Source organism: Spiroplasma endosymbiont of Andrena trimmerana (assembly GCF_964019575.1).
Taxonomy (GTDB): Bacteria; Bacillota_I; Bacilli_A; order Mycoplasmatales; family VBWQ01; genus Spiroplasma_E.
The window spans coordinates 888,177-912,002 of record NZ_OZ026455.1 but is presented as its reverse complement, the minus strand read 5'-3'; the positions used below and the strand labels follow the sequence as shown (position 1 = coordinate 912,002).

At 22.9% G+C, this 23,826-nt stretch carries 27 protein-coding genes and 1 pseudogene; 12 read left to right on the top strand and 16 right to left on the bottom strand.

Annotation, left to right across the window (positions count from 1 at the left end):
* Positions 1-155: 155 nt before the first annotated feature.
* Complete coding sequence (locus AACL03_RS05310; RefSeq protein WP_339039728.1) at positions 156-482, bottom strand: hypothetical protein; 327 nt, start codon at positions 480-482, stop codon at positions 156-158.
* Between the two features lie 73 nt (positions 483-555).
* Between AACL03_RS05310 and AACL03_RS05305 the strand changes: the two genes are divergently transcribed.
* The 4 genes from AACL03_RS05305 (at position 556) to AACL03_RS05290 (ending at position 3,330) form a co-directional block, all read left to right on the top strand.
* Positions 556-1,038 carry a hypothetical protein gene (locus AACL03_RS05305; RefSeq protein ID WP_339039726.1) on the top strand — a complete coding sequence of 161 codons (483 nt, stop codon included), beginning with the start codon at positions 556-558 and terminating at the stop codon, positions 1,036-1,038.
* Positions 1,039-1,109: 71 nt separating this feature from the next.
* A complete protein-coding gene (locus AACL03_RS05300) occupies positions 1,110-1,715 on the top strand; it encodes a hypothetical protein (protein WP_339039724.1) in 606 nt (201 codons plus the stop codon).
* Between the two features lie 230 nt (positions 1,716-1,945).
* Positions 1,946-2,806 (top strand): hypothetical protein, encoded by an 861-nt coding sequence (locus AACL03_RS05295; protein WP_339038780.1) that lies wholly within the window; start codon positions 1,946-1,948, stop codon positions 2,804-2,806.
* 32 nt (positions 2,807-2,838) lie between these two features.
* Positions 2,839-3,330 carry a hypothetical protein gene (locus AACL03_RS05290; RefSeq protein ID WP_338980346.1) on the top strand — a complete coding sequence of 164 codons (492 nt, stop codon included), beginning with the start codon at positions 2,839-2,841 and terminating at the stop codon, positions 3,328-3,330.
* A 140-nt stretch (positions 3,331-3,470) separates the two neighbouring features.
* On the opposite strand, the pseudogene AACL03_RS05285 reads toward AACL03_RS05290, so the two are convergent.
* Positions 3,471-4,704 (bottom strand): annotated as a pseudogene (locus AACL03_RS05285) (ISNCY family transposase).
* 231 nt (positions 4,705-4,935) lie between these two features.
* Between AACL03_RS05285 and AACL03_RS05280 the strand changes: the two are divergent.
* Both AACL03_RS05280 and AACL03_RS05275 read left to right on the top strand, forming a co-directional pair.
* Positions 4,936-5,487, top strand: a complete 552-nt coding sequence (locus tag AACL03_RS05280) for a hypothetical protein (protein ID WP_339038839.1) — start codon at positions 4,936-4,938, stop codon at positions 5,485-5,487.
* A gap of 231 nt (positions 5,488-5,718) precedes the next feature.
* Positions 5,719-6,195 (top strand): hypothetical protein, encoded by a 477-nt coding sequence (locus AACL03_RS05275; RefSeq protein ID WP_339038835.1) that lies wholly within the window; start codon positions 5,719-5,721, stop codon positions 6,193-6,195.
* Positions 6,196-6,335: 140 nt separating this feature from the next.
* On the opposite strand, the gene AACL03_RS05270 is transcribed toward AACL03_RS05275, so the two are convergent.
* On the bottom strand, positions 6,336-7,580 hold the full coding sequence (locus tag AACL03_RS05270) for an ISNCY family transposase (protein ID WP_339038837.1): 1,245 nt from the start codon (positions 7,578-7,580) through the stop codon (positions 6,336-6,338).
* A gap of 258 nt (positions 7,581-7,838) precedes the next feature.
* Between AACL03_RS05270 and AACL03_RS05265 the strand changes: the two genes are divergently transcribed.
* Positions 7,839-8,339: a hypothetical protein gene (locus AACL03_RS05265; RefSeq protein ID WP_339039720.1), complete on the top strand. Its 501-nt coding sequence runs from the start codon at positions 7,839-7,841 to the stop codon at positions 8,337-8,339.
* 58 nt (positions 8,340-8,397) lie between these two features.
* Here AACL03_RS05265 and AACL03_RS05260 read toward each other — a convergent pair whose 3' ends face one another.
* The 6 genes from AACL03_RS05260 to AACL03_RS05235 form a co-directional block, all read right to left on the bottom strand.
* Positions 8,398-9,036, bottom strand: coding sequence for a hypothetical protein (locus tag AACL03_RS05260; protein WP_339039718.1), 639 nt, complete (start codon positions 9,034-9,036; stop codon positions 8,398-8,400).
* Between the two features lie 205 nt (positions 9,037-9,241).
* Entirely contained in the window at positions 9,242-10,246 is a 1,005-nt protein-coding gene (gene argF / locus AACL03_RS05255; RefSeq protein ID WP_339039716.1) for an ornithine carbamoyltransferase, read from the bottom strand.
* A gap of 182 nt (positions 10,247-10,428) precedes the next feature.
* Positions 10,429-10,677: a hypothetical protein gene (locus AACL03_RS05250; protein WP_174481147.1), complete on the bottom strand. Its 249-nt coding sequence runs from the start codon at positions 10,675-10,677 to the stop codon at positions 10,429-10,431.
* Between the two features lie 365 nt (positions 10,678-11,042).
* Positions 11,043-11,858, bottom strand: a complete 816-nt coding sequence (locus AACL03_RS05245; RefSeq protein ID WP_338959007.1) for a hypothetical protein — start codon at positions 11,856-11,858, stop codon at positions 11,043-11,045.
* 53 nt (positions 11,859-11,911) lie between these two features.
* Positions 11,912-13,570: a DAK2 domain-containing protein gene (locus tag AACL03_RS05240; protein ID WP_339039713.1), complete on the bottom strand. Its 1,659-nt coding sequence runs from the start codon at positions 13,568-13,570 to the stop codon at positions 11,912-11,914.
* Positions 13,571-13,593: 23 nt separating this feature from the next.
* On the bottom strand, positions 13,594-13,887 hold the full coding sequence (locus AACL03_RS05235) for a hypothetical protein (protein WP_174481144.1): 294 nt from the start codon (positions 13,885-13,887) through the stop codon (positions 13,594-13,596).
* Positions 13,888-14,636: 749 nt separating this feature from the next.
* On the opposite strand from AACL03_RS05235, the gene AACL03_RS05230 reads away from it, so the two are divergent.
* The 3 genes from AACL03_RS05230 (at position 14,637) to AACL03_RS05220 (ending at position 16,457) form a co-directional block, all read left to right on the top strand.
* On the top strand, positions 14,637-15,587 hold the full coding sequence (locus tag AACL03_RS05230) for an IS30 family transposase (RefSeq protein WP_339038665.1): 951 nt from the start codon (positions 14,637-14,639) through the stop codon (positions 15,585-15,587).
* 124 nt (positions 15,588-15,711) lie between these two features.
* Positions 15,712-16,251, top strand: coding sequence for a hypothetical protein (locus tag AACL03_RS05225; protein WP_339039711.1), 540 nt, complete (start codon positions 15,712-15,714; stop codon positions 16,249-16,251).
* A gap of 62 nt (positions 16,252-16,313) precedes the next feature.
* Entirely contained in the window at positions 16,314-16,457 is a 144-nt protein-coding gene (locus AACL03_RS05220; RefSeq protein WP_174480839.1) for a hypothetical protein, read from the top strand.
* A gap of 9 nt (positions 16,458-16,466) precedes the next feature.
* On the opposite strand, the gene hpf is transcribed toward AACL03_RS05220, so the two are convergent.
* The 4 genes from hpf to AACL03_RS05200 all read right to left on the bottom strand — a co-directional run bounded on the left by hpf (position 16,467) and on the right by AACL03_RS05200 (position 19,545).
* Complete coding sequence (hpf, locus tag AACL03_RS05215) at positions 16,467-16,859, bottom strand: ribosome hibernation-promoting factor, HPF/YfiA family (protein ID WP_174480838.1); 393 nt, start codon at positions 16,857-16,859, stop codon at positions 16,467-16,469.
* Positions 16,860-17,025: 166 nt separating this feature from the next.
* Positions 17,026-18,177 carry a hypothetical protein gene (locus AACL03_RS05210; protein ID WP_339039708.1) on the bottom strand — a complete coding sequence of 384 codons (1,152 nt, stop codon included), beginning with the start codon at positions 18,175-18,177 and terminating at the stop codon, positions 17,026-17,028.
* A gap of 271 nt (positions 18,178-18,448) precedes the next feature.
* The gene (locus AACL03_RS05205) at positions 18,449-19,114 is read right to left on the bottom strand and encodes a hypothetical protein (protein WP_339039706.1); all 666 of its coding nucleotides are present in this window, start codon (positions 19,112-19,114) and stop codon (positions 18,449-18,451) included.
* Between the two features lie 86 nt (positions 19,115-19,200).
* Positions 19,201-19,545: a hypothetical protein gene (locus tag AACL03_RS05200; RefSeq protein WP_339039704.1), complete on the bottom strand. Its 345-nt coding sequence runs from the start codon at positions 19,543-19,545 to the stop codon at positions 19,201-19,203.
* A gap of 566 nt (positions 19,546-20,111) precedes the next feature.
* Here AACL03_RS05200 and AACL03_RS05195 point away from each other — a divergent pair.
* On the top strand, positions 20,112-20,408 hold the full coding sequence (locus tag AACL03_RS05195) for a hypothetical protein (protein ID WP_339039702.1): 297 nt from the start codon (positions 20,112-20,114) through the stop codon (positions 20,406-20,408).
* Between the two features lie 12 nt (positions 20,409-20,420).
* On the opposite strand, the gene AACL03_RS05190 is transcribed toward AACL03_RS05195, so the two are convergent.
* Positions 20,421-21,365, bottom strand: a complete 945-nt coding sequence (locus tag AACL03_RS05190; protein ID WP_339039701.1) for an IS30 family transposase — start codon at positions 21,363-21,365, stop codon at positions 20,421-20,423.
* Between the two features lie 332 nt (positions 21,366-21,697).
* Here AACL03_RS05190 and AACL03_RS05185 point away from each other — a divergent pair, with 332 nt between their 5' ends.
* Complete coding sequence (locus AACL03_RS05185; RefSeq protein ID WP_339039699.1) at positions 21,698-22,060, top strand: hypothetical protein; 363 nt, start codon at positions 21,698-21,700, stop codon at positions 22,058-22,060.
* Positions 22,061-22,105: 45 nt separating this feature from the next.
* Here the strand turns inward: AACL03_RS05185 and AACL03_RS05180 are convergent, their stop codons facing one another.
* Entirely contained in the window at positions 22,106-23,503 is a 1,398-nt protein-coding gene (locus tag AACL03_RS05180) for an MATE family efflux transporter (RefSeq protein ID WP_339040167.1), read from the bottom strand.
* Positions 23,428-23,805: a hypothetical protein gene (locus AACL03_RS05175; RefSeq protein WP_339039697.1), complete on the bottom strand. Its 378-nt coding sequence runs from the start codon at positions 23,803-23,805 to the stop codon at positions 23,428-23,430. The genes AACL03_RS05180 and AACL03_RS05175 overlap by 76 nt, the downstream gene beginning before the upstream one ends.
* Positions 23,806-23,826 lie beyond the last annotated feature (21 nt).

The following is a 23,826-nucleotide window of genomic DNA, read 5'->3' as shown; positions in this document are numbered from 1 at the left end:
AAAAACTTGACCCACCTGCTTCTTTTCCAAAAATCTTATTACCATTAGCATAACCAATAAAGTCAATTTGTTGATTACTTGGAAAGATAATACATCCCCCATCCTTAGTAATTTTTCATTTAATGCCATGTGGATTATTAGGTAATAAATTAATATTATATGTATCTAATTAAAACTTGACAAACATTCATTAAAGCACCAATTGTAGTTTCACTATGAGTATTTTCATATCTTCTTACTTCTTGAACACTACTATCTCTAAAATTACAACATATAAATAAATCAAATGCTAAACAGTTTCAAGTTTTTCTTGTTCCACGTGCTGTTGGAACAAAACGATAAAAACAATTAGTAGTAAAATATTCTGCTCATTCATCACCAACAAATTCTTTAAAAATATCTCAACTAAAACCATAATTATTATCACTAAAATTAAGATTATATTTTTTATTTAATTGTCCATAACTACTAATAAAAGCCATATTTACTCCTTATTTTTTAAAAAAAATTAAACTTAAATTATTAACAAACAAAAATTAGAAAGGAACATTAAAAATGTTTATATTACCATTCGCAAATCATTTTGATTGAGACAAACATGATTTTAATCAAGATGAATTAAGTTTAAAACAAACAGAAGAATTATTTGCAAAAATAGATGATTATTTATGAAGTATATGTGATAAATCTGAATATAAATCATATAGATTTAGACAACGAAAATTAAAAGCAAAAAAAGGTTTATTAACTTATAAACGACGTATTTGTACACATTATAACACAAAAACACAAAAAATGGAGTATGTATCATTATTAGATAATTATCTTGGTGTTAAAAAATATAGTAAACTTGCACCTAACGTTATTAAACAAATTTTAAAATATTTTGCTGATGGTAAAAAGTATCGTGATGTTTGTGATACTTTTATTGAAGATTTAATAAGTAATAGTAAGTTTGTAGAACATATCAAAAATTTGAATTACCAAAAGCAAATATTCCCAAAATACCATTACAACCAAATCAAAATTTATATGTAAATATTGATGATGGTCATCGAAAATTTAAGTTTAATGAAAAACGCAATACTAAAAATTGTAAAAAATGTTCGATGAGATTAATAGTAATGTGTACTGGTAAAAAGAAAAATGGAAAATTAATTAATAAAAGAGCTGTATGTAAAATAAGAGTTTCAAAAACAGAAATTGATGCTGAAAAAACCGCAAAATTAATAGAAAAATATGGTAATTTATTTTTTGAAAACTTTGACCAAGCAAATTTAATAGTTTGTGGAGATAGTGCAAAATGAATTAGAAAAACTGCTACAATTTTAAATGCTAAATTTATTTTAGATAAATTTCATGCTTTTCATGTTTTATTTCTTGGTATAATGGCAGGAAGAAGAAAAAATCAAATTGCTAAATTACACTATCAAAATGCAATAAATTTATTTGCCAAAGGTCAATATTATGAATTAATTGATTTTTTACAATCATTAACTTTACAATATAAAAAATTAAAAGTTGGTTATTTTATTAATGCAAAAGATGGTGTATTAAACCAAGCATTAGTTGAAAATATTGGTTGCTTTACTGAAACTAATATTAAACAAATTTTAAAGCATATGATTGGTGATAGAACTTATAACATTGATATGTATACAAAAATGGTTAATTTTAAATGTTATCAAATAAATACAATTATCCAGTTATTATAAATTAAAACTTAAATTTAAAAAATAAATAAAAATAAAATAAAACTTATTAAAGAAAACTTTAATAAGAATTTTTGAGTTATAAAAGTAAGTATTATTGTGTCAATATCGAGTGAAAATTTCCCAAAAATATTTATCAAAAAAAATAAAAAAGAAGTAAAATTTAACAAATAAAAGTTGCTTTGTTTTGAAAGTAAATATAAAAATATTTACTTTCAAAGGAGAACAAAATTATGAAATATTTTAGTCCAAGTTATTGATTTAAATTGTGAGTATTAACTGCTCCACTTTTAAATAATAAAATACAAGGTATTAATGGTAAGTCAATTGATAATTCAAATATTAAAAATTGAGTTAGAAAAAATACGACTAGTTTAGATTTAGTAAATCAACAATTAAATTTTGCAAGTAATAATCAAACAGATTTTATTATTAACAACCCAACAACAAATAGCAAAATAAATATGAATAAACATCGTCATGAAAAACACAGAAATCGATTAAAAAGAACATTAAATGGTAAAAACGAAATAAGGGGTAGTTGAGGTAAAGTAACTTGTTCATTTACACCAAAAACTTTTGAAGGAATAATAGCTGATTATCATTATTGAAAAGATAATCCTGCATGAGAACTTGGCGAAAAATTTAAAGAGGATATGATGCAACGATATAATTCTAATGATATTTCAATTACTGCAATTTTTCCATGAACATGAAAAGAAATACAACAAGTAGGTAAAACAATTTGAGATAATTTTTCAAAAATTGAAAAAGTATATACAGATAGTTCTAGAAAAGAACGTATAGAAATTGTACTTTATGAAAAACCATTTAATTGATTTGATTTTGAATCAGTAAGAATAATAACAGAAGATGAGAAATATTATCCAAATAATCGTCTTGATAATTTAGAAAATGATTTTCCAGATTGAAATAAAGATATAAAAATTAATTTAGGAAAAATTAATCATAACGTTGATAACGAAATTAAAAGTGCCATAAAGAAAAAATATCATAATTTTAAATTATCAGAAGTTTATTTATTGGATAAATCTAATTACTCACACTTTATTGGCTATTTTGAAAAAAAATAATTGTTGGTACTTTTAGTCCCTATTCTTATGGTTTGACAAAACCAACTTTTACCTATGTAACACAAGATAAATTTAATGAAATTTCAAATATTATAGCAAATGATTCAAAAGTTAAACAATGATTTGCACATATAAATGAATGAAATTCTACTTTACCACAAGCAATCAATAATTCTAAAACATTTAATCCTCAAGCATTATATAATTGAAAAAGACAAGAAAAAGAAATAATAAAAGGTTATATAAGAGATTGAAGTTATATTTCAACTTTAATTGAACATGAATTAAAGTTAGATGAATTAAACAAAAATATTCAAGGAATCAAAGCAGATTTTGAAACTTTAAAAAAACAAGTTAATGAACTTGACAACAGACTTCTAAATCTAGAAAATAAATCAAATTTAAATTGTGAAAACACATTAACTATTGTTAATGGTGCTTTAAATACTATTCCCATAATTGGTAATGTTGTTGGTGGTATTACAACAATGGCTTCTGGTGCTTGTGCTATTGGTGGTGTATAATTTTATTTTTTATATCTTTAAAATCAATTTTAAGGCATCAAATTTGCTGCTCGACAAACGATTTAAAATTTTATATAGTTAAGTATTCACAAAAATAATCTTTTATAAAAAGAATTTTATCTAATTTTAATTTGGTATTATTAGTATCCACATCTTCAAGGATGGTTTTTATTTGGTATATAAACCTTTTTAGTTTTTATCAAATCTTCTTTGATAATTGGTTTTGGTGCTATTTCTTTTAATTCATATATTACTAAGATATAACTCATTAATAAACGATTTAAGTACAATTACATCAGTTCTAGGTTGTATGTATTGAACTTTGCTATTTTTATAAGGAAAATACTTTTTACCATAATATGTTATAGTTGAACCACTATCCGTTTTTCTTTTAGAAAATCTTGAAAGATAAATATTTATTTCTTCTTGGTTTGGAGCTTTAATCATAGCAGATTTATTATTATCAATAGGTAAGGCAAATTGCTTATTAAAAATACTTATATATATTTTAAGAAATTGATTAGCTTCTTCTAAATTTTTAATTTTATTAAGTCTAAGTTCACTAATTAAGCGACTTTGAAGTGTTCCAAATAAGCGTTCGATTCTACCCTTAGCTTGTGGAATGGAAGTTCTAATAATTTCAACACCTAAATCATTACAAGACTTTTGGAATTGAGTATAAGTATCATTTTCCGTGTTTATTTTGCCAGCATCGATTTGTTTTTTATATCCAAAAACTGTTCTATTATCAGTATAAAATGTTTTTGGTATGCCATATTTAGTTAAAATTTGATAAAAAACATTATAATAACCATCTAATGTTTCTTGATGATCAAATCATAGTCCGACAATATTGCCTGTAGCATCATCAATTGCAGCATGTAAAAAAGCTTTTGGTTTATCCTTACCAAATCAATGATGATTACTTGCATCCATTTGAATTAATTCACCAAAATTTGTTCTTCGGTTTCTTGTAGGATGCAAGTTATTTTTCTTATTTTTATGTCTTTTTGGTGAAGTAATTTTTTCTTTAATTAATATAGTATAAAGTGTACTATATGAAATTTTAATTTTTTCTTCATTGTTTAATTTCTCATGGAAATGTTGAAAATTAAAATTATAATATTTGGTTTTATATAAATTTATAATCTTAATTTTGATTTCAAAATTTGTTGTTTTATTAGAAATTTTATTTCGGGATTTATGAATAAAACCAACTTTACCTTCTCTATTGAAAATTTGAATTAATTGGTTAATTCTTCTAATAGTTAGGTTAAGTTTATTCTTAGCTTGATGTTTAGATAATTTATTAATAATAATGTCATTTATAATATTAAACTTATATTTTTCTTTCATAGTCATGCTTCTTTCCATATTTATCACCAAGTATATTTAACTTTACTTTTGGGAAATTTTTGCTCGATAACTAATAGGAAATTATCACTAAATAATGACAAATAGTATTATTTTACTGTCAATATCGAGTGAAAATTTCCCAAAAATATTTATCAAAAAAAATAAAAAAGAAGTAAAATTTAACAAATAAAAGTTGCTTTGTTTTGAAAGTAAATATTTTTATATTTACTTTCAAAGGAGAACAAAATTATGAAATATTTTAGTCCAAGTTATTGATTTAAATTGTGAGTATTAACTGCTCCACTTTTAAATAATAAAATACAAGGTATTAATGGTAAGTCAATTGATAATTCAAATATTAAAAATTGAGTTAGAAAAAATACGACTAGTTTAGATTTAGTAAATCAACAATTAAATTTTGCAAGTAATAATCAAACAGATTTTATTATTAACAACCCAACAACAAATAGCAAAATAAATATGAATAAACATCGTCATGAAAAACACAGAAATCGATTAAAAAGAACATTAAATGGTAAAAACGAAATAAGGGGTAGTTGAGGTAAAGTAACTTGTTCATTTACACCAAAAACTTTTGAAGGAATAATAGCTGATTATCATTATTGAAAAGATAATCCTGCATGAGAACTTGGCGAAAAATTTAAAGAGGATATGATGCAACGATATAATTCTAATGATATTTCAATTACTGCAATTTTTCCATGAACATGAAAAGAAATACAACAAGTAGGTAAAACAATTTGAGATAATAACAGAAGATGAGAAATATTATCCAAATAATCGTCTTGATAATTTAGAAAATGATTTTCCAGATTGAAATAAAGATATAAAAATTAATTTAGGAAAAATTAATCATAACGTTGATAACGAAATTAAAAGTGCCATAAAGAAAAAATATCATAATTTTAAATTATCAGAAGTTTATTTATTGGATAAATCTAATTACTCACACTTTATTGGCTATTTTGAAAAAAAATAATTGTTGGTACTTTTAGTCCCTATTCTTATGGTTTGACAAAACCAACTTTTACCTATGTAACACAAGATAAATTTAATGAAATTTCAAATATTATAGCAAATGATTCAAAAGTTAAACAATGATTTGCACATATAAATGAATGAAATTCTACTTTACCACAAGCAATCAATAATTCTAAAACATTTAATCCTCAAGCATTATATAATTGAAAAAGACAAGAAAAAGAAATAATAAAAGGTTATATAAGAGATTGAAGTTATATTTCAACTTTAATTGAACATGAATTAAACAAAAATATTCAAGGAATCAAAGCAGATTTTGAAACTTTAAAAAAACAAGTTAATGAACTTGACAACAGACTTCTAAATCTAGAAAATAAATCAAATTTAAATTGTGAAAACACATTAACTATTGTTAATGGTGCTTTAAATACTATTCCCATAATTGGTAATGTTGTTGGTGGTATTACAACAATGGCTTCTGGTGCTTGTGCTATTGGTGGTGTATAATTTTATTTTTTATATCTTTAAAATCAATTTTAAGGCATCAAATTTGCTGCTCGACAAACGATTTAAAATTTTATATAGTTAAGTATTCACAAAAATAATCTTTTATAAAAAGAATTTTATCTAATTTTAATTTGGTATTATTAGTATCCATATCTTCAAGGATGGTTTTTATTTGGTATATAAACCTTTTTAGTTTTTATCAACTCTTCTTTGATAATTGGTTTTGGTGCTATTTCTTTTAATTCATATATTTGATGATTATAACTAAGATATAACTCATTAATAAACGATTTAAGTACAATTACATCAGTTCTAGGTTGTATGTATTGAACTTTGCTATTTTTATAAGGAAAATACTTTTTACCATAATATGTTATAGTTGAACCACTATCCGTTTTTCTTTTAGAAAATCTTGAAAGATAAATATTTATTTCTTCTTGGTTTGGAGCTTTAATCATAGCAGATTTATTATTATCAATAGGTAAGGCAAATTGCTTATTAAAAATACTTATATATATTTTAAGAAATTGATTAGCTTCTTCTAAATTTTTAATTTTATTAAGTCTAAGTTCACTAATTAAGCGACTTTGAAGTGTTCCAAATAAGCGTTCGATTCTACCCTTAGCTTGTGGAATGGAAGTTCTAATAATTTCAACACCTAAATCATTACAAGACTTTTGGAATTGAGTATAAGTATCATTTTCCGTGTTTATTTTGCCAGCATCGATTTGTTTTTTATATCCAAAAACTGTTCTATTATCAGTATAAAATGTTTTTGGTATGCCATATTTAGTTAAAATTTGATAAAAAACATTATAATAACCATCTAATGTTTCTTGATGATCAAATCATAGTCCGACAATATTTCCTGTAGCATCATCAATTGCAGCATGTAAAAAAGCTTTTGGTTTATCCTTACCAAATCAATGATGATTACTTGCATCCATTTGAATTAATTCACCAAAATTTGTTCTTCGGTTTCTTGTAGGATGCAAGTTATTTTTCTTATTTTTATGTCTTTTTGGTGAAGTAATTTTTTCTTTAATTAATATAGTATAAAGTGTACTATATGAAATTTTAATTTTTTCTTCATTGTTTAATTTCTCATGGAAATGTTGAAAATTAAAATTATAATATTTGGTTTTATATAAATTTATAATCTTAATTTTGATTTCAAAATTTGTTGTTTTATTAGAAATTTTATTTCGGGATTTATGAATAAAACCAACTTTACCTTCTCTATTGAAAATTTGAATTAATTGGTTAATTCTTCTAATAGTTAGGTTAAGTTTATTCTTAGCTTGATGTTTAGATAATTTATTAATAATAATGTCATTTATAATATTAAACTTATATTTTTCTTTCATAGTCATGCTTCTTTCCATATTTATCACCAAGTATATTTAACTTTACTTTTGGGAAATTTTCACTCGATAACTAATAGGAAATTATCACTAAATAATGACAAAAGTAAGTATTATTGTTGACTAATATTTTTGAAGTGTTAAGATTAACTACAATTGCATATTGAAGTCTAAATTATTCTCGTCTAAACTTATAATTTAAAGACAAATTTGAATATTATTGACAACATCTGTATGCTCCCATATTATTTTAAAACAAAAAATGAAGCAATCATATTTTTGAAAAAATACAAGAAAATCTATGAGCAACGAATAACAAAAACTAAAGAAAAATATGGAAAATCAATACCATTATTAAATGGTTTGCAACTTAATCAAGAACAAGCACTATTAAAAGAAACAAACTTAATAAGCACAATATCATTAAAAAATAACAATAATGTTTTAATAAAAATTAAATTAACTGAACAAATTGAAAATATATATACAAGTCTTTTCATAACAAATAATCAAAAAAGTGATACTACAAGTCTTTTAGAATTTGAAGATCGACAAGCAGACACGTTAACGCTACTTTCTGATATTTACTATGATAGCACACCAACCCAATCACAACAAAATTTAAGTTCTTTTATTATTGATACTAGTACAAACATTAAAGAACAAAGTCCTGAAGAAATAGAAGAAATAAAAGATGAAAAAAAATATGAGTTTCTTAATTCTGAAAACTCACAAATAGTAAAAAATAAACTAGCACAAAAAGTAGTATATAACATATAAAAACTTTTAAATAAATTAACTAATGTTATTCTTTTTTTAATTTAAAAGAATAACATTTTTAATAACAAATTAAAGATTGACTACTATCATTTAATTCTGAATTATTATCTCAATTATCCAACATATCATTAATTGCTCTAATTGAAATAGGATCAAATCTAATTAATTGATTATTAACATCAATAATTAAATTATCTACCATTCTTTCCAATTCTCAATGAAACATTAATGGTTTTTCTTTATTTTGTAATTCTTCTTTTTTATTGTTCAATTTTGTTAATATTTCCATTAAGCTAACTGTACTATTTTCATTTCAGTTATTATTTATATTTACAAAATCATTTCTTAAATTTTCAATTTCACTAATAGTTTTATTTATATACCTTGCTTCTGCTCTCTTTTCATATCATTCAGGAAATAATTTTTTGTGTACAAATGGCCCCATAATAAATAATACTAATAATGAACTAGTAGCAGCACCAATTAGCATTCGAATTGGTAATGAAAATAAATTTTCATTACTACCAAGTGCTTTAACAATTTTTTCATTACATAAATATGTTATACCAATTCCTGGTATTGTACTAAGCAAAAACCCACTACCAATAATACCCACTTTTTCTCATATATTTAATCCTTGATAATTATATATTAATTGTTGTCTACTATCTTCTGATATTCTTTCTTGTCTTATCATAATTTACTCCTATTTTTCTAATTTGAGTTAATAAAATTAATTATTAATATCTTAACATAAAAACTAACATTAATATTTTATTAAACAATTAATTAATATATTTAATATTCTAAAATAAGAATAATAAAAACTAATTAATGGAAATAAGTTTATTAAATATTAAAATAATTAAAGCTTCTTTTCATTATTAATATACTCTCATATATTATCCTTTCAAAGTTGCTAACATTACAGCTTTAATAGTATGTAAACAATTTTCTGATTGTTGAAATACCTTTGATGCAGAAGATCGAAATACTTCATCAGTAACTTCTAATTCACCTGTTCCACCATATTGTTTAACAATATCTTGAGTAATTTGTGTATTACCATCATGAAAACTTGGTAAAGAATGTAAAAATATAACATCTGATTTTGCAATTTTCATTTTTTCATCATTAACTTGATATGGCATTAATTCTTTAATTCGTTGTTTTAATAAAATTTTATCTTCACATACAGATGTTCAAACATCAGTAGCAACTACATCAGCATCTTTACTTGCTGTTTTATAATCTTCTGTTAAAATAATAGAACCACCCGTTTCTTGAGCAATTTCTTGACATTGTTTTAATAGTTGAGGATATGGTCATAAATTTTTATTAGTACAGATTACTAAATTCATTCCTAATTTTGCACTAATAATCATATAACTATTAGCCATATTAAAACGAGCATCTCCAAAATAAACAAATTTAATACCTTTAACATCTTTATTTTTTTTACACTCTTGAATTGTCATAATATCAGCTAGCATTTGTGTTGGATGATATAAGTCAGTTAAGCCATTTCATATCGGAACACCGGCATTTTCAGCTAATTCTTCAACATCAGTTTGTTTATATCCACGAAATTGAATACCATTATAAATTCTACCAAGAAATTTAGCGGTATCAATAATTGATTCTTTAACTCCTAATTTACTACTAGTTGGATCAAAATATGTTGAATGCATTCCTAAATCACAAGCAGCAACTTCAAACGCGCTTCTTGTTCTTAATGAATCTTTTCGATATAATAAAGCAACACTATAGCCTTTTAATGGCTGTTTTTCTATTCCTTTTTGTTTTGCAATTTTTAAAGTAGCAGCTAATTCTAATAAGTAATAAATTTCTTCTGAAGTAAAATCTAATAAACAAATAAAATTTCTGCCTTTTAAATTAATAGCCATGATATGTTTTCTTCCTTTCAGTTCCTAATATCTTTATTTAATTTAACATTAATATACAATATGGGCAACACTCTGGCCACATGACAATTCAGAATTAGTAATTTCATAAACATGGATATGTATTATTATATTTAATTTTTAACTCAAATTTATTAACAGCAAGTAATTATTTTGTTAATAAATTATTGAACTGAAAGTTGTTTTAAATATTTTTCTAGTGAAATAATATATTCTTTTTTAGAATTCCATTCTTTTAAAATTTGATTGATTAAGTAAGAACATATTTTTTTATCTTGGATAATACTCATTACAACAAACTTTTTAATATAAAATACTCCAATACCATTTCTGATAAAAATTTTAGCAAGTAATAAAACTATTTTTAATTTATTAATTTCTGAATATATATTAATAGCAGACTTACTTTGCATTCAGTATTCTCCTTAACTTAAAATATTCTTTTTTCTCTCTCATAGTTAACATTTAAAACCTTTTTTTATATTTTTGCAATAAATATACAAAAAATTACTAATGAATATGTATATATTAAATTAATAAGTGTATTTTATTGTATATTTAAAATTTAAAACTATCAAAATAAAATTTTAAATATACAATAATAAATGAAAATGAAAAATATTAGTTTAGTAATTAAATGTAAAATTAAAAAAACAAAACTTTAAAACTTACTAAAATAGAATATTTTATAAAAGTTTTGAAAATAATGTTTTATCAATAAAACTTAATATAATTTTAAATTTAAAATTTGTACCTATAATTTAGGTACAAATTTTTATTATTTCTCATTTTGCTGTGTGTACATCACAATACGTAAAATAAGTTGTAATATTTCATAAATCATACGAATCAAGTAATAAATAAACTTAATTTGGAAAATTCAACTAATAGCACGTATTTCTTTTTCATTTAAAATACCAACAAGATTTTGACAAATTTCTTTTCTTGATTTAGCATAAAAAATCATTTGCATTGAAGAAAAAAGAATTAATAAAATACTACCTAAAATTGATAAAACAATTGAAAGTATATTTGCGCTCGCTGCTGATAAAGTAATTCAAGAATTAGCAGGTGAAAGAGCAAATAGAATAGCAAGTGCAAAAGGAATTAAAACAAAAAATAATGTTATTTTACGAGAAAAATCTCATCAAAAAGTATTAAAACGACTACTATTTGAACTACTTACTGCCCAAGTACTTTCCATTGCCATTGCTAAAGTATAAATAGAACGACGGTGATAAGTTCATGGTAATAGTCTTAAAGTAAAATTACCATTATTAAATAAATATGGCCTTAAATAAAAAAACCTAGGTTCAACAGTAATACTATTAATATTACCAAATCCCTTAAATTTTATTCTTTTTGCATTAATACCGTATGTTTTTAAATATTTTTGAGATAACTCGCCACCAGTTAAATTAGCACTATTTTCACGATGGAATCAAGAATACTTAATTCAAGTGAAAAATCAAATCATAGTAACAACAAACAAAATCACACCAACAATAGCTAATAAGCTTGCTAAAACAATTAAACTAGTTGATCAAGTCTTTGGATCATTTGGATTAACTGAGGATAATAATAAATTAGTCATAATCTTCTCCTTTCTAACTATTTGAATAGAGTCTACAATATTATAACATAGTATTATTCCACCACGAAAAGAAAGTTATAAACTTCTTGATCACCATCAACAATTTCATATTCAATATCATAATCTTCATCTAAAATTTTTTTCATAAAATTAATTTGATCTTTTGAATAACCTTTACCTTTAAAAATAGTAATTATTTCTGCACCATCTCAAATTAATTTAGTAAACAATACTTTAATTACATTAAATAAATTTTCATTTGAAGCAATAATTTTTTCTTTACCATCTTTATTACGAAAACTAACAGCAGAAAAAAAGTGTTTTTTTCCAATTTTAATACCATCTATTTCAACATCACGATCAGCAACTGTTACATAACCAAAAGCAGCATATTTAATTTCACTTCACATATTTTTATTATTTTCTTTTGCACTTAATTCAGGATTGAAATTTAAAGCGGCACGCATACCTTGAGCAATATTTTTAGCAGGTAATACAAAAACTTTTGATTTTTTTTCTAATTTTCTTGCTTGTTCTGCTGCTAAAAATAAATTACTATCATTTGGCAAAATAAAGACATTTTTTGCATCGACAATTTCAATTGCCTTTAAAAAGTCATCTGTTGATGGATTAATTCTTTTTGAATACATAATAATATTGTTAACCTTTAATTCATCTCTAAAAAAGGTTTCAATTCCTCTACCAGGAACAGCAGCAATTAAAGCAAATTTATTATTTAATTTACGAATTGGTTTAATAGTTTGTGTATGTGCTTTTGCCTGTTCGGTCATATTTTCAATTTTTACTTTTAAAATTTCACCAAATTTCTGAAAATAATTTAAAATTTGACCTGGTTTTAAAGTATGAACATGAACTTTGATTAAATCTTCATCATCTACTAAAACTATTGATTGACCATCCATTGTTTCTAAATCAGTTCGTGTTTTGCTTAAATTAAAATCTAACTTACTAACTTTATTTAGTTTTACAATAACTTCTGAACAATAACCAAAGTTTTCTTGATTTAAAACCATTTCTAATTTTGCTGTATCTTGTTGTTCTAATTTTTTCTTTGGTGAAATAGCTTTACCATGCTTTAAACCATACACCATACCTTCAACAATATAAACTAAACCAGCACCACCCGAATCAACAACTCCTACTTTTTTTAAAATTGGCAATAAATCAGGTGTTCTTTTTAATGATTCATTCATTCCTTCTAGTAATTTTTCAAAAATATAAAGCGAATCTTTGCCTGTTATTTCTAATTCATTAATATAATTAGCACCATCTTTAATAATAGTAAGAATAGTACCTTCTACTGGTTTCATAACTGCACGATATGCATAATCTTGCGCACTTTTTCAAAATTTTAATAAATCCTCATTACTAATGAAATCATTTTTTAAATCTTTTGTTTTTATAGTTTGAAAAAAACCACGAAAAATTTGAGATAAAATAACTCCAGAATTACCACGCGCACCCATCATTAAACCACGAGAAAAAGTAGTAGCAAATGTTTTTAAACTATCATATTCTTTGCCATTTAATTCTTTTATACCATTCATCATTGTTAAATTCATATTTGTTCCAGTATCACCATCAGGTACTGGGAAAACATTTAATTTATCAACTTCAAAATGATGATTATAAAGATTATTAGCACCGCTAATAAGCATAACTTTTAAGGTTTTAATATCAATTTTTTTCATTTAATTTCACCTTATATTTTCTTTTATTCTTCAATTAAATCATGAACAAAAATGTTAAGTACTATATAGTCTTGATGTTTAATAATCTTTTCAACAATATATTTTAAATTTTTCTGAGTTTGATTCATAATATTTCAAATATTATTATTAAAAAAACAAACTATATTAATATCAATAATTCAACCTAAATCAGACTTGTTAACTTTAATTCCATAATTATTATCTTTTTCATAAATATTGGCAACACCTGGTACAGATAAAATACTTTCTGATAATGCTTTTTTAATAATGTTCATAATATCTTTATCTTTCTCCACATAATCACCCCTATTATATTAATAATAAATTAAATTTATATAAAATAAAATCTCTTATAATTTTTATAGTCTCTTATATTATACCTAATATAATATATCAAGACAATAATAATCTTAAAGATAAAGATATTATATATTGATAATGGTTTTTTCTATATAAAAACATAATTAAGAAAAACTAAACTACCTAATTATTAAATATAAAATACTATCTATAATTTTAAAAATTAATATTAATATTACTTTTAGTAAAGTAATACAATAATAATTAAATAATTACTTATTCTTAACTGTCTTATTTTTATACTTAAACATTATATAATAGAAAATAATAAAATTTAAAATATATAAAATACTAACTAACCAAAAGTATAATTAATAATTAAACTATACTTCAAAAATTTACTATATAAATTTTAGGAATTTTTGTGTTTTTAATCGTAATCTTATTTTTTGCAGAAATTTCAATTACAATTTTCATAATAACAATTACATATTTCAATAAATTACCTCCTATTTTATATAAAAAGATTATCACTTTTTAAAATAAAAATTAATTTAATGATAACGAAAATATATTAACTTCTTAATAACTAAATTTAATGTTCAACCACTTATTAACAATTGTAATTTTATATAATATAAGCTGAGTTATACTTGTAAGTGCAAGTAAATAAAATTGCAAAAAATTCTCATATAAAAATTTCATAATGCTAAATTTAGTTTAGAAAAAAGTAAGGAGTTTTTATATGAGTTATAAACATCTTGGCATAGATGAAAGAATTTATATTGAGAATCAATTGAAATTTAAATTTAAAATTAGTGAAATAGCTAAAAATCTTAATCGAAGTATTAGTACTATTATTCGAGAAATTAATAGAAATAAAGATAATAATCATTATTTTTCATTAATTGCACAAAATAAAGCTGAAAATCGAAAACAATCACATATTAGTTTTCATAAGTTTAAAAATAAGAATTTAGTAAAATATGTACAACAAAAATTACTATTAGGTTGATCACCTGAACAAATTTATGGCAGAATTAAAAATTTTCATAAAGAATGAGTTATTAGTTTTAAAACAATTTATACTTGAATTTATTTTGGAATGCTTGATAAAGTTACTAGTAAAAATTTAAGAAGAAAAGGTAAAAAACGAAAATCTAAAGAAAATCGTGGCAAGTTTAATGGTAAATCAATTAAAGAACGAGATATAAATGTTAATGATCGTATAACACTTGGTCATTGAGAAGGAGATACTATAGTATCATCACGAGGTAAAAGCAAATCATGTTTAATAACTTTAGTTGAAAGAGTATCACGATTTACTTTAGCAATATTAGTTAAAAACAGAACTACTAAAGTTATTAATAAAAATGTCAGTTATTATTTATCAATTCTTCCTAAAAACATTGTTAAAACTATTACTTTTGATCGTGGCAAAGAATTTTCAAATTGACAACAACTTGAAAAAAATTTAGATGTAAAAATTTATTTTGCCAATCCATATTCACCTTGACAAAGAGGTACTAATGAAAATACTAATGGTTTAATTAGAGAAAAATTTCCTAAAAAATTTATTTTTTCAAAAACTAATAAAAATGAAGTTCATAAATTTATATTGTCTTTAAATCAAAAACCGAGAAAAATACTAAATTATCTTTCACCAATCGAATATTTGGATAGAAAAATAATTTAGTTGCACTTACCTTTACAATTTAGCATAAAATAATATTTAATTGTTAATATTCAAAAGTGTTAACTATAATAAGTATTGAAATTTTATATACATAAAATTTAATGATTTTGAAAGGAACAATAATATGTTAAAAATATCTACTAATTATTTACCAGATCCCACTGAATATGCTAAAGTTTTTTGTGAATATATATTCAAAACTTTAATAGAAAAAATTATATATTTTTATACAACAGTCAATGGGTTTCTAGATCAAAAATTTATTACATTTTTGACTAATGAAAAAATTGCTAATGAATTTAATAAAACAAAAAATATGGATTTAGAAACATTAATAAAAGAATTTTATGATACACATCATAAAATTAAAATTCCACTAATAACAATAAATAAAAAATTAACAAAAGAAATTGAAAAAGAAGTAAGTGAAGTATTTAATAATACAACTACTTTAACTATAATTTTTTATAAAATTTGTATAAAAGATAACGCAACTAATAGTGATATTAGTGATTTTTTTATTGAAAAATATACAAAAAAATTATTAATACTTTTAAAAATCTCTATTATATTTTTTATTACTATAACTATATCAAACATTTTAGAATTAGAGATAACAAAAAAAAGAAACATATTTCAACAAAAAACTATCAAGATAATTTAAATATACAATTAATTAAAGAAATAAAAAAAAGTCTTGAATATGCCATTTTAATAATAAACAAAATGGATACAAATATTTATAAGCGAAATTTAAAAATAACACCAGAAGAAAATTTACAAAAAAAAGCACAAGATGCAGAAAATGAAAAATATGATGCATCATATTTACATAAAAAAACTAATGCTAATAATTGTATACTTTCATAAACGTTTTCTTTAATCTTTATTTTCTGTTACGTCAATAATAACTTCACTATTATCATCAAGAATTTCTTTAGTTATAAATTGACCAACGCTTTCAGCACCAGTTTTATCAGCAACCGTTTTTAAACGACTTAATTGTTTTTCCAACGGAACTAATGTTTTATTAATGCCAACATAAAGATCGTGATTTTCTACTAAACACTGTAAAAAATTATTATTTAATAACTGAATATGAACGGAAATATTATATGTATGATTACTATTTCTTTCAATACCAACTTTAGCAATCATATCTTTTTTAATATATTTAGAATACTTTTCTTGTAAATAATTAAAATTTTTATCAACAGCATTTTTAATTTCATAAGTAATATTAATATTTTTTCCATGGACAATAACTTGCATGATTAATTGCTCCTATCTTTTAATTATTATATACATTTTCCCATAAACAAATAAATTTTAAAAGATGATAGTGTAATTAAATTTAAATTATTAACAACTAAGCAAAATACCAATTATATTTATAATATGCTTAATATCATCTTCAGTTAAATTAATGATTAATACTCTATTTTTTATCTTTTCATGATTTTTGTTTTAAAAAATTTTGTTTTCCATTAAAAGTAATAGCTGTTTTTCAACGTGGATAATTATTACCTTTAGTAATAGCATTAGTATTATTCATTGGTTGTAAATTACTAATATCAGAAGTGCCTCCATGAAATAAAGGTCGTTGATGTATAATAGTTCAATTATAACTTTTAGGATCATCATTAAGTTTAACATTACTAATAAAGTTATTTTTAAACATTAGCGCACCCGCATAGTCTTTTCGATATAACTGTGGATTATAATCATCAATAATTTCTCCTTTATTTCATACTTCTTCAATTTGTTGTGGTGTTCAAGTTACTTCACTATTAACAACATTACTACTGTTATTACTACTGTTATTAGTTTGAACAGGATTTGGATTACTAGTTACTTGATTATCAAGTAATTTTGATTGTGGAAGTGCACCTCCACCAGTATTATTAATAACTATATTTATACCTTGTGTTGATTTATCATGTTCATTAAAAAATCGATCTGTAAATGATGGTCCAATAGTTTGTTCACCAAAAAGAGAATTTTGTTCAACACTTGCGGGTATTTCTGTTGCTGATAAAGCATTATTATTTGTCAATGATAATGCTTTTTTTGATTTATTTCTTAAATTAGCCATTATTAATCATAAAGAAAAAAGTACTAAAAAGAAACTACAAATTAATGCAAAGCCTCAAGGTAAAATAAAAAATAAAACATTAATAATTTTTTTGTCCATAACATAACTATAAATTTTTTTATAACCATAACTTATTAATAATCCTGAACCAATAAGTAAGACAAGCGAAATTACTACTACTATTAATGCTCATACTAAAGTTATTATTCCATATTTATTTAAAAAAATAAATGGAATTGTAATAAACACTAGAGTAATAACCGAAAAAATTAAAGTAAAAATTGTTAAAATCTGAAAAGTAAGAGTAAATGTAATGCCTTTACTATTAATTACTTCAGTTAAAATTGCTAAAATCTCATTAACATTAGTACGATAAAGTATAAGTCATAATACTCAACTTATAATCAAAGTTATTGCCATTAATCCCGAACTAACAATAATTCCTCAACGATTATGAGAATTAATGTTTCTATAATTCTCTGCTGACACTTCCATACTAAAACCTCACAACTCTAAAATCTCATATATTAAATTCTATCATAAATGATGATTAACATGTTTAACGACAATTATGAAATATAAATGAAAATATAACCTTTATAAAAATACTTCTTGAAAATTAAAATTTAGATTTAACTTAATAAAAATGTATCATAATATTTTTAATAAACTTTAAATTTGCAACTTTCTTGCAAATAATTTTTTGTTAAAGATTGTTGATTTTGTGATTCTGATTTATTAATTTTTTCAATATTTAATCTTTCATCTAATGATTCATCTTCAAAAATTTCCTTCTACTCTCTTTTTTTGCTAATCTATTTTTTTCTAAAATATCAAATAAACTTTCTACTTTTAATGTACCATTTAATTGAGATTGTACTAATGTTTTATCTGTTTCTAACGTGGTAGTCATTTCTAATTTTGCAAGGTCTAACTGCTTAGTTAAAATATCTTGTTGTACCCTACTTCTTTCTAGACTTAATTGTTCAAGTTCTTTTTCCCTAATCAAATTTTCTGCTTCTATCTTCCTTTTTTCTAATTCTATTTTTTTATATTCTATTTGTTTAGTTAAAATAATTAATTCTTTTTCATTTATTTCTAACTTTAATTGTTCAAGTTCTTCTTGCTTAATTAAATTTTCTGCTTCTAATCTTTCTTTTTGTATTTCTGATCTTATTTTACTAATTTCTAATTCCTTATTTAATTTTTTATTTCATTCTTGAAAAAATTTTTTGACATTTTTTCTTCTTTTTCTTTCTGCTCAAATTGAAAGTGTATTACCAATTATTACACTTCCAGAAAAAATAGATATTGGTACTAACCCAACACCACTTACAAACAAGCCAGTAATAGCAGCAGTACTTATAACAGCTTGAATACCAGTTTTTCAATAAAATTTTTTATTTTCTTTATCTAAAGTTTTTTTTTGCAATAACAACAGTTTCATTATTACAATCATTTAAATTTTACAATTCTGTTTTCATATCTTTTATCCTTTTCAATTGTTTATTTACATTTTTATATATATGTACTTATTTTTTTATGAATTGATAATGAACAATTATTACTTGTTTCTACATTTACTACTTTTGCTAAATTTAATTCTTGAGGGATCGGTGATGAAGTAATATTTAAACTAGTTATGTTATTAAGTTTTGCTAATTTTTCTCTTGCTTTAACTAATTCAAGTTCAACTTTAGTTCTTTCTAATTGTTTTTTAAGAATTTTTGCTCCTACTGTTTCTAATTGTAATTCTTCTAATTTTCTCTGAAGAATACTTGATTTTTCATTATTGTCATCTTCTAATTCTACTTTCTCTTGTTTATTTTGTTTAATCGTAGCTTTAATAACTGCACCCATCATAGCAGCAGATGTACCTGCACTAGCTGCTATTCCTAAATCAGAACATTGAAAGCCATCAATTCCACCAACCGCTAATGTTACTACTGTAGCAGTACCGGCAGTTATTATAGGTAAATTTTTTACAAAATTTTTTTTAAATTTCTTTCGAAAACTTTTTTTCTTGATAGTGAAGGTTTAACAACTTCCACTACATAATTATTTTCATCTTGCATTGAAGAAGCAAATGAAGATTTACTAATATCCATTTTTATTTCTCTCTTTCTAATCTATGAAAAATATCCTTCTGATTAATATAATTTAATAAAAAACTAATATAAATAAAAAATACTTATATTAGTAATGAACATATATTAAATTATTAATAATACTATCACAAATATTGATTTTAATAAAATTTAATATTTCATTTTATTACTAAAATAATTTCTTATAATAAATATTACAAATAAAGTAATTTCTCGTTTACAAAAAAATATTAGATATAATACTTGTAAACTAAAGATATAGTTTTTGACCTATTGTTTTATTTTTTAACAAATAGGTTTTTATTTTAAAAGGGGGACAAAATGAAAACAATTAAAAAAGAACAAATATTTACTAACAAAGCATATTTAATAAATTATGAAACTGTAGAAAAAATTAAAAAACAATTACTAAATTTAAAAGGAGAAAAAATAAAACTTATTGAAAAAAGTGAGAAAATTGAAAAAGAAATTAATAATTATCAAAAAACTATTCAATTTTGAATTAAACAAAATAAAGAAATAGAAGATAAAGTATTTCAATTTAATATTCAAATCTATAAATTAAAGGAACAAAAAATTAACAAAATTAAAAATTTTTTATTAATCGCTAAATTGTAAAGGTAAGTGCAACTAAATTATTTTTCTATCCAAATATTCGATTGGTGAAAGATAATTTAGTATTTTTCTCGGTTTTTGATTTAAAGACAATATAAATTTATGAACTTCATTTTTATTAGTTTTTGAAAAAATAAATTTTTTAGGAAATTTTTCTCTAATTAAACCATTAGTATTTTCATTAGTACCTCTTTGTCAAGGTGAATATGGATTGGCAAAATAAATTTTTACATCTAAATTTTTTTCAAGTTGTTGTCAATTTGAAAATTCTTTGCCACGATCAAAAGTAATAGTTTTAACAATGTTTTTAGGAAGAATTGATAAATAATAACTGACATTTTTATTAATAACTTTAGTAGTTCTGTTTTTAACTAATATTGCTAAAGTAAATCGTGATACTCTTTCAACTAAAGTTATTAAACATGATTTGCTTTTACCTCGTGATGATACTATAGTATCTCCTTCTCAATGACCAAGTGTTATACGATCATTAACATTTATATCTCGTTCTTTAATTGATTTACCATTAAACTTGCCACGATTTTCTTTAGATTTTCGTTTTTTACCTTTTCTTCTTAAATTTTTACTAGTAACTTTATCAAGCATTCCAAAATAAATTCAAGTATAAATTGTTTTAAAACTAATAACTCATTCTTTATGAAAATTTTTAATTCTGCCATAAATTTGTTCAGGTGATCAACCTAATAGTAATTTTTGTTGTACATATTTTACTAAATTCTTATTTTTAAACTTATGAAAACTAATATGTGATTGTTTTCGATTTTCAGCTTTATTTTGTGCAATTAATGAAAAATAATGATTATTATCTTTATTTCTATTAATTTCTCGAATAATAGTACTAATACTTCGATTAAGATTTTTAGCTATTTCACTAAATTTAAATTTCAATTGATTCTCAATATAAATTCTTTCATCTATGCCAAGATGTTTATAACTCATATAAAAACTCCTTACTTTTTTCTAAACTAAATTTAGCATTATGAAATTTTTATATGAGAATTTTTTGCAATTTTATTTACTTGCACTTACAAGTATAACTCAGCAATCTTTTTTCATTTGGAAAAATAAATAAAAATAAAAGTATTAATAATTTAATTGAAACAGAAGAAATAAATTGTGAATTATTTAAAAAAACAAAATTAAATAATCAACAAAAAATTAATATTTTAAATTCAAATTATATTGAAAAACAAACAAAATACGCAAATTTAATAACTAATATTAATCAAATAACTGAACATGAAAACAAATTATTAGAAGATAAAAATAATTTGTTAAATAATAATAATTTATTAATTGATTTAATAAATCAAAAAGAACAGCAAGAAAAAGAAACAATTGTCGAAGTCAATGAGCAAATGGTTGAACAATTTGAATTAGAAATATTTCAACTTAGTGAAAAAATTTGTGATTTGGAAAATCAATTATTATCTAACAGTAGTGATGAAGGCTTTAATTCAAAATCTACATCAACAGATTCTTTAAATTCAGATATTTCAGTACCTCTAAAATACAACCAAAACCACAAATATCTAACCCTATTAATAAACAAAAAGAAAAAGACATCCCTTGAGAACAAACACTACGTAAATATGAAAATGATATTCCAACAAAAAATTATAAGCAAAGAATAAAGCCAACTAATTCAAGAATAATAAAATTTTAAAAATTAAACATATTTAGAAATTAGCAATATCAACTTTATCTTTTGCTTTTGGTATATCAATTACTGGTGGAGATTCTGGATATACTTTATTCATACTACTTGCTAAATTTCTTACTCATTTACCACGATGATAAATAAATAAAGAAATAATCATTTTAATAACATCACAAGAACGCATAATAGCATAAATATAAACAATATCTAAAGGACTATAATGTACCTCAATAAATAAAATTAATATTGAAAAACATCAAGTAAAACAACTATCAACAAGTAAAACAGTAATTGCTAAGCCACCAGCACGAAATGCATAAATACAAGTATACAAAATAGTATAAGCACTAAAAACTATAGCATCAACACGCATCATTCAACTAGAAATTCGTAAGGCTTCTGTTGTTGCATTAAATAATAATTGTGGTAAAAAAAATGAAGATAAAACTAATAAGCCAGCAAAAAATAATGATACAAAAAAGCCTAACCTAATTAAATGTTTAGCATTATATTTAGCACCAATCAAATCATCGGCACCTAAACGATTGGCAATTAACACCGAAGAAGCAATACCAAATCCAATATATAAAGTATAGAGCATGGTATTAATCGTGGAAGCAATTGCCGAACCACTTAATGTTTCAAAGCTTCATTGCGAAATTAATCTAATAATCATTGTCGTAGCAACTGCAAATAATAAATCATTTAACATTAATGGCCATGTTTTAATTATAATTTTTTTAAATAAATCACCCCTAATCTTAAACATTTTCAAAACTTTTGGTTGAAATTCATATTTCTTTCATATAATAAAACTACTAATTAATGCCAACTGAGCAATTCTCGCTGTTAAAGTAGCAACTGCTGAACCTCGTGCTCCAATTCCTGCAACTGCACCAATACCATTAATTAATAATAAATTTAATAAAAAGTTAATAAATACTGAAACAAAAGCAAAGTTTATTCCTAACAATGGATAAGAAAAAACAATTCATTGATTATAATCAATACCTTGTGCTGTTGCTAAAGATGCTGAATGAAATTCATAATAACGTAAAATAATTTGTACAAATTGGGGATCGTTTTTATCAATATTATGAACATTCATAAAATTAATAAGTGAATTTTCATCAAAAGCATGATTATAATTTAAAATGTCCTTTAACTCATTAATATCATTAAGAGTTAATCCTTTAGCAGCACATAATTGATTAAATTTATCCAATGCACTACTAGGACTAGTAGTATAAGAAATTAAATATTCACCCACTGTATAAGATAAAATAATAACTATCACTCCAATTAAAAATCCAAAAATAATTCTCATTCTTACTGTTTGTCTTAAAGAACCATATCTTCCAGCTCCATAAAATTGAGCACCGTAACTCCCGAAACAGCAATTTGTCCTGCTGAATATTGCAAATGATAAAAATGTTCTAAACCATTATCTTTTCATCAACTTCAATTATCTCAAAGTCCTAATGAAGTAAAAATATCCCTAATATGTTCATTCATTGGCTTTAAATCACTAATAAAACTATCCTTTAATTCTCCAACCATAATATTATCTAGTAAATTCATTGATGCTGATAATATTTGTTGCAATACTGCCGGAATAATAATCATTAATGCTAATAAATACCATTTTTTAGTAGCAAAAAAATTACTAATTTTATGTGGATTTGCTCTATTATTAATTTTAAATCCACTAATTTTCATAATTTCACCCTTATCATTAAT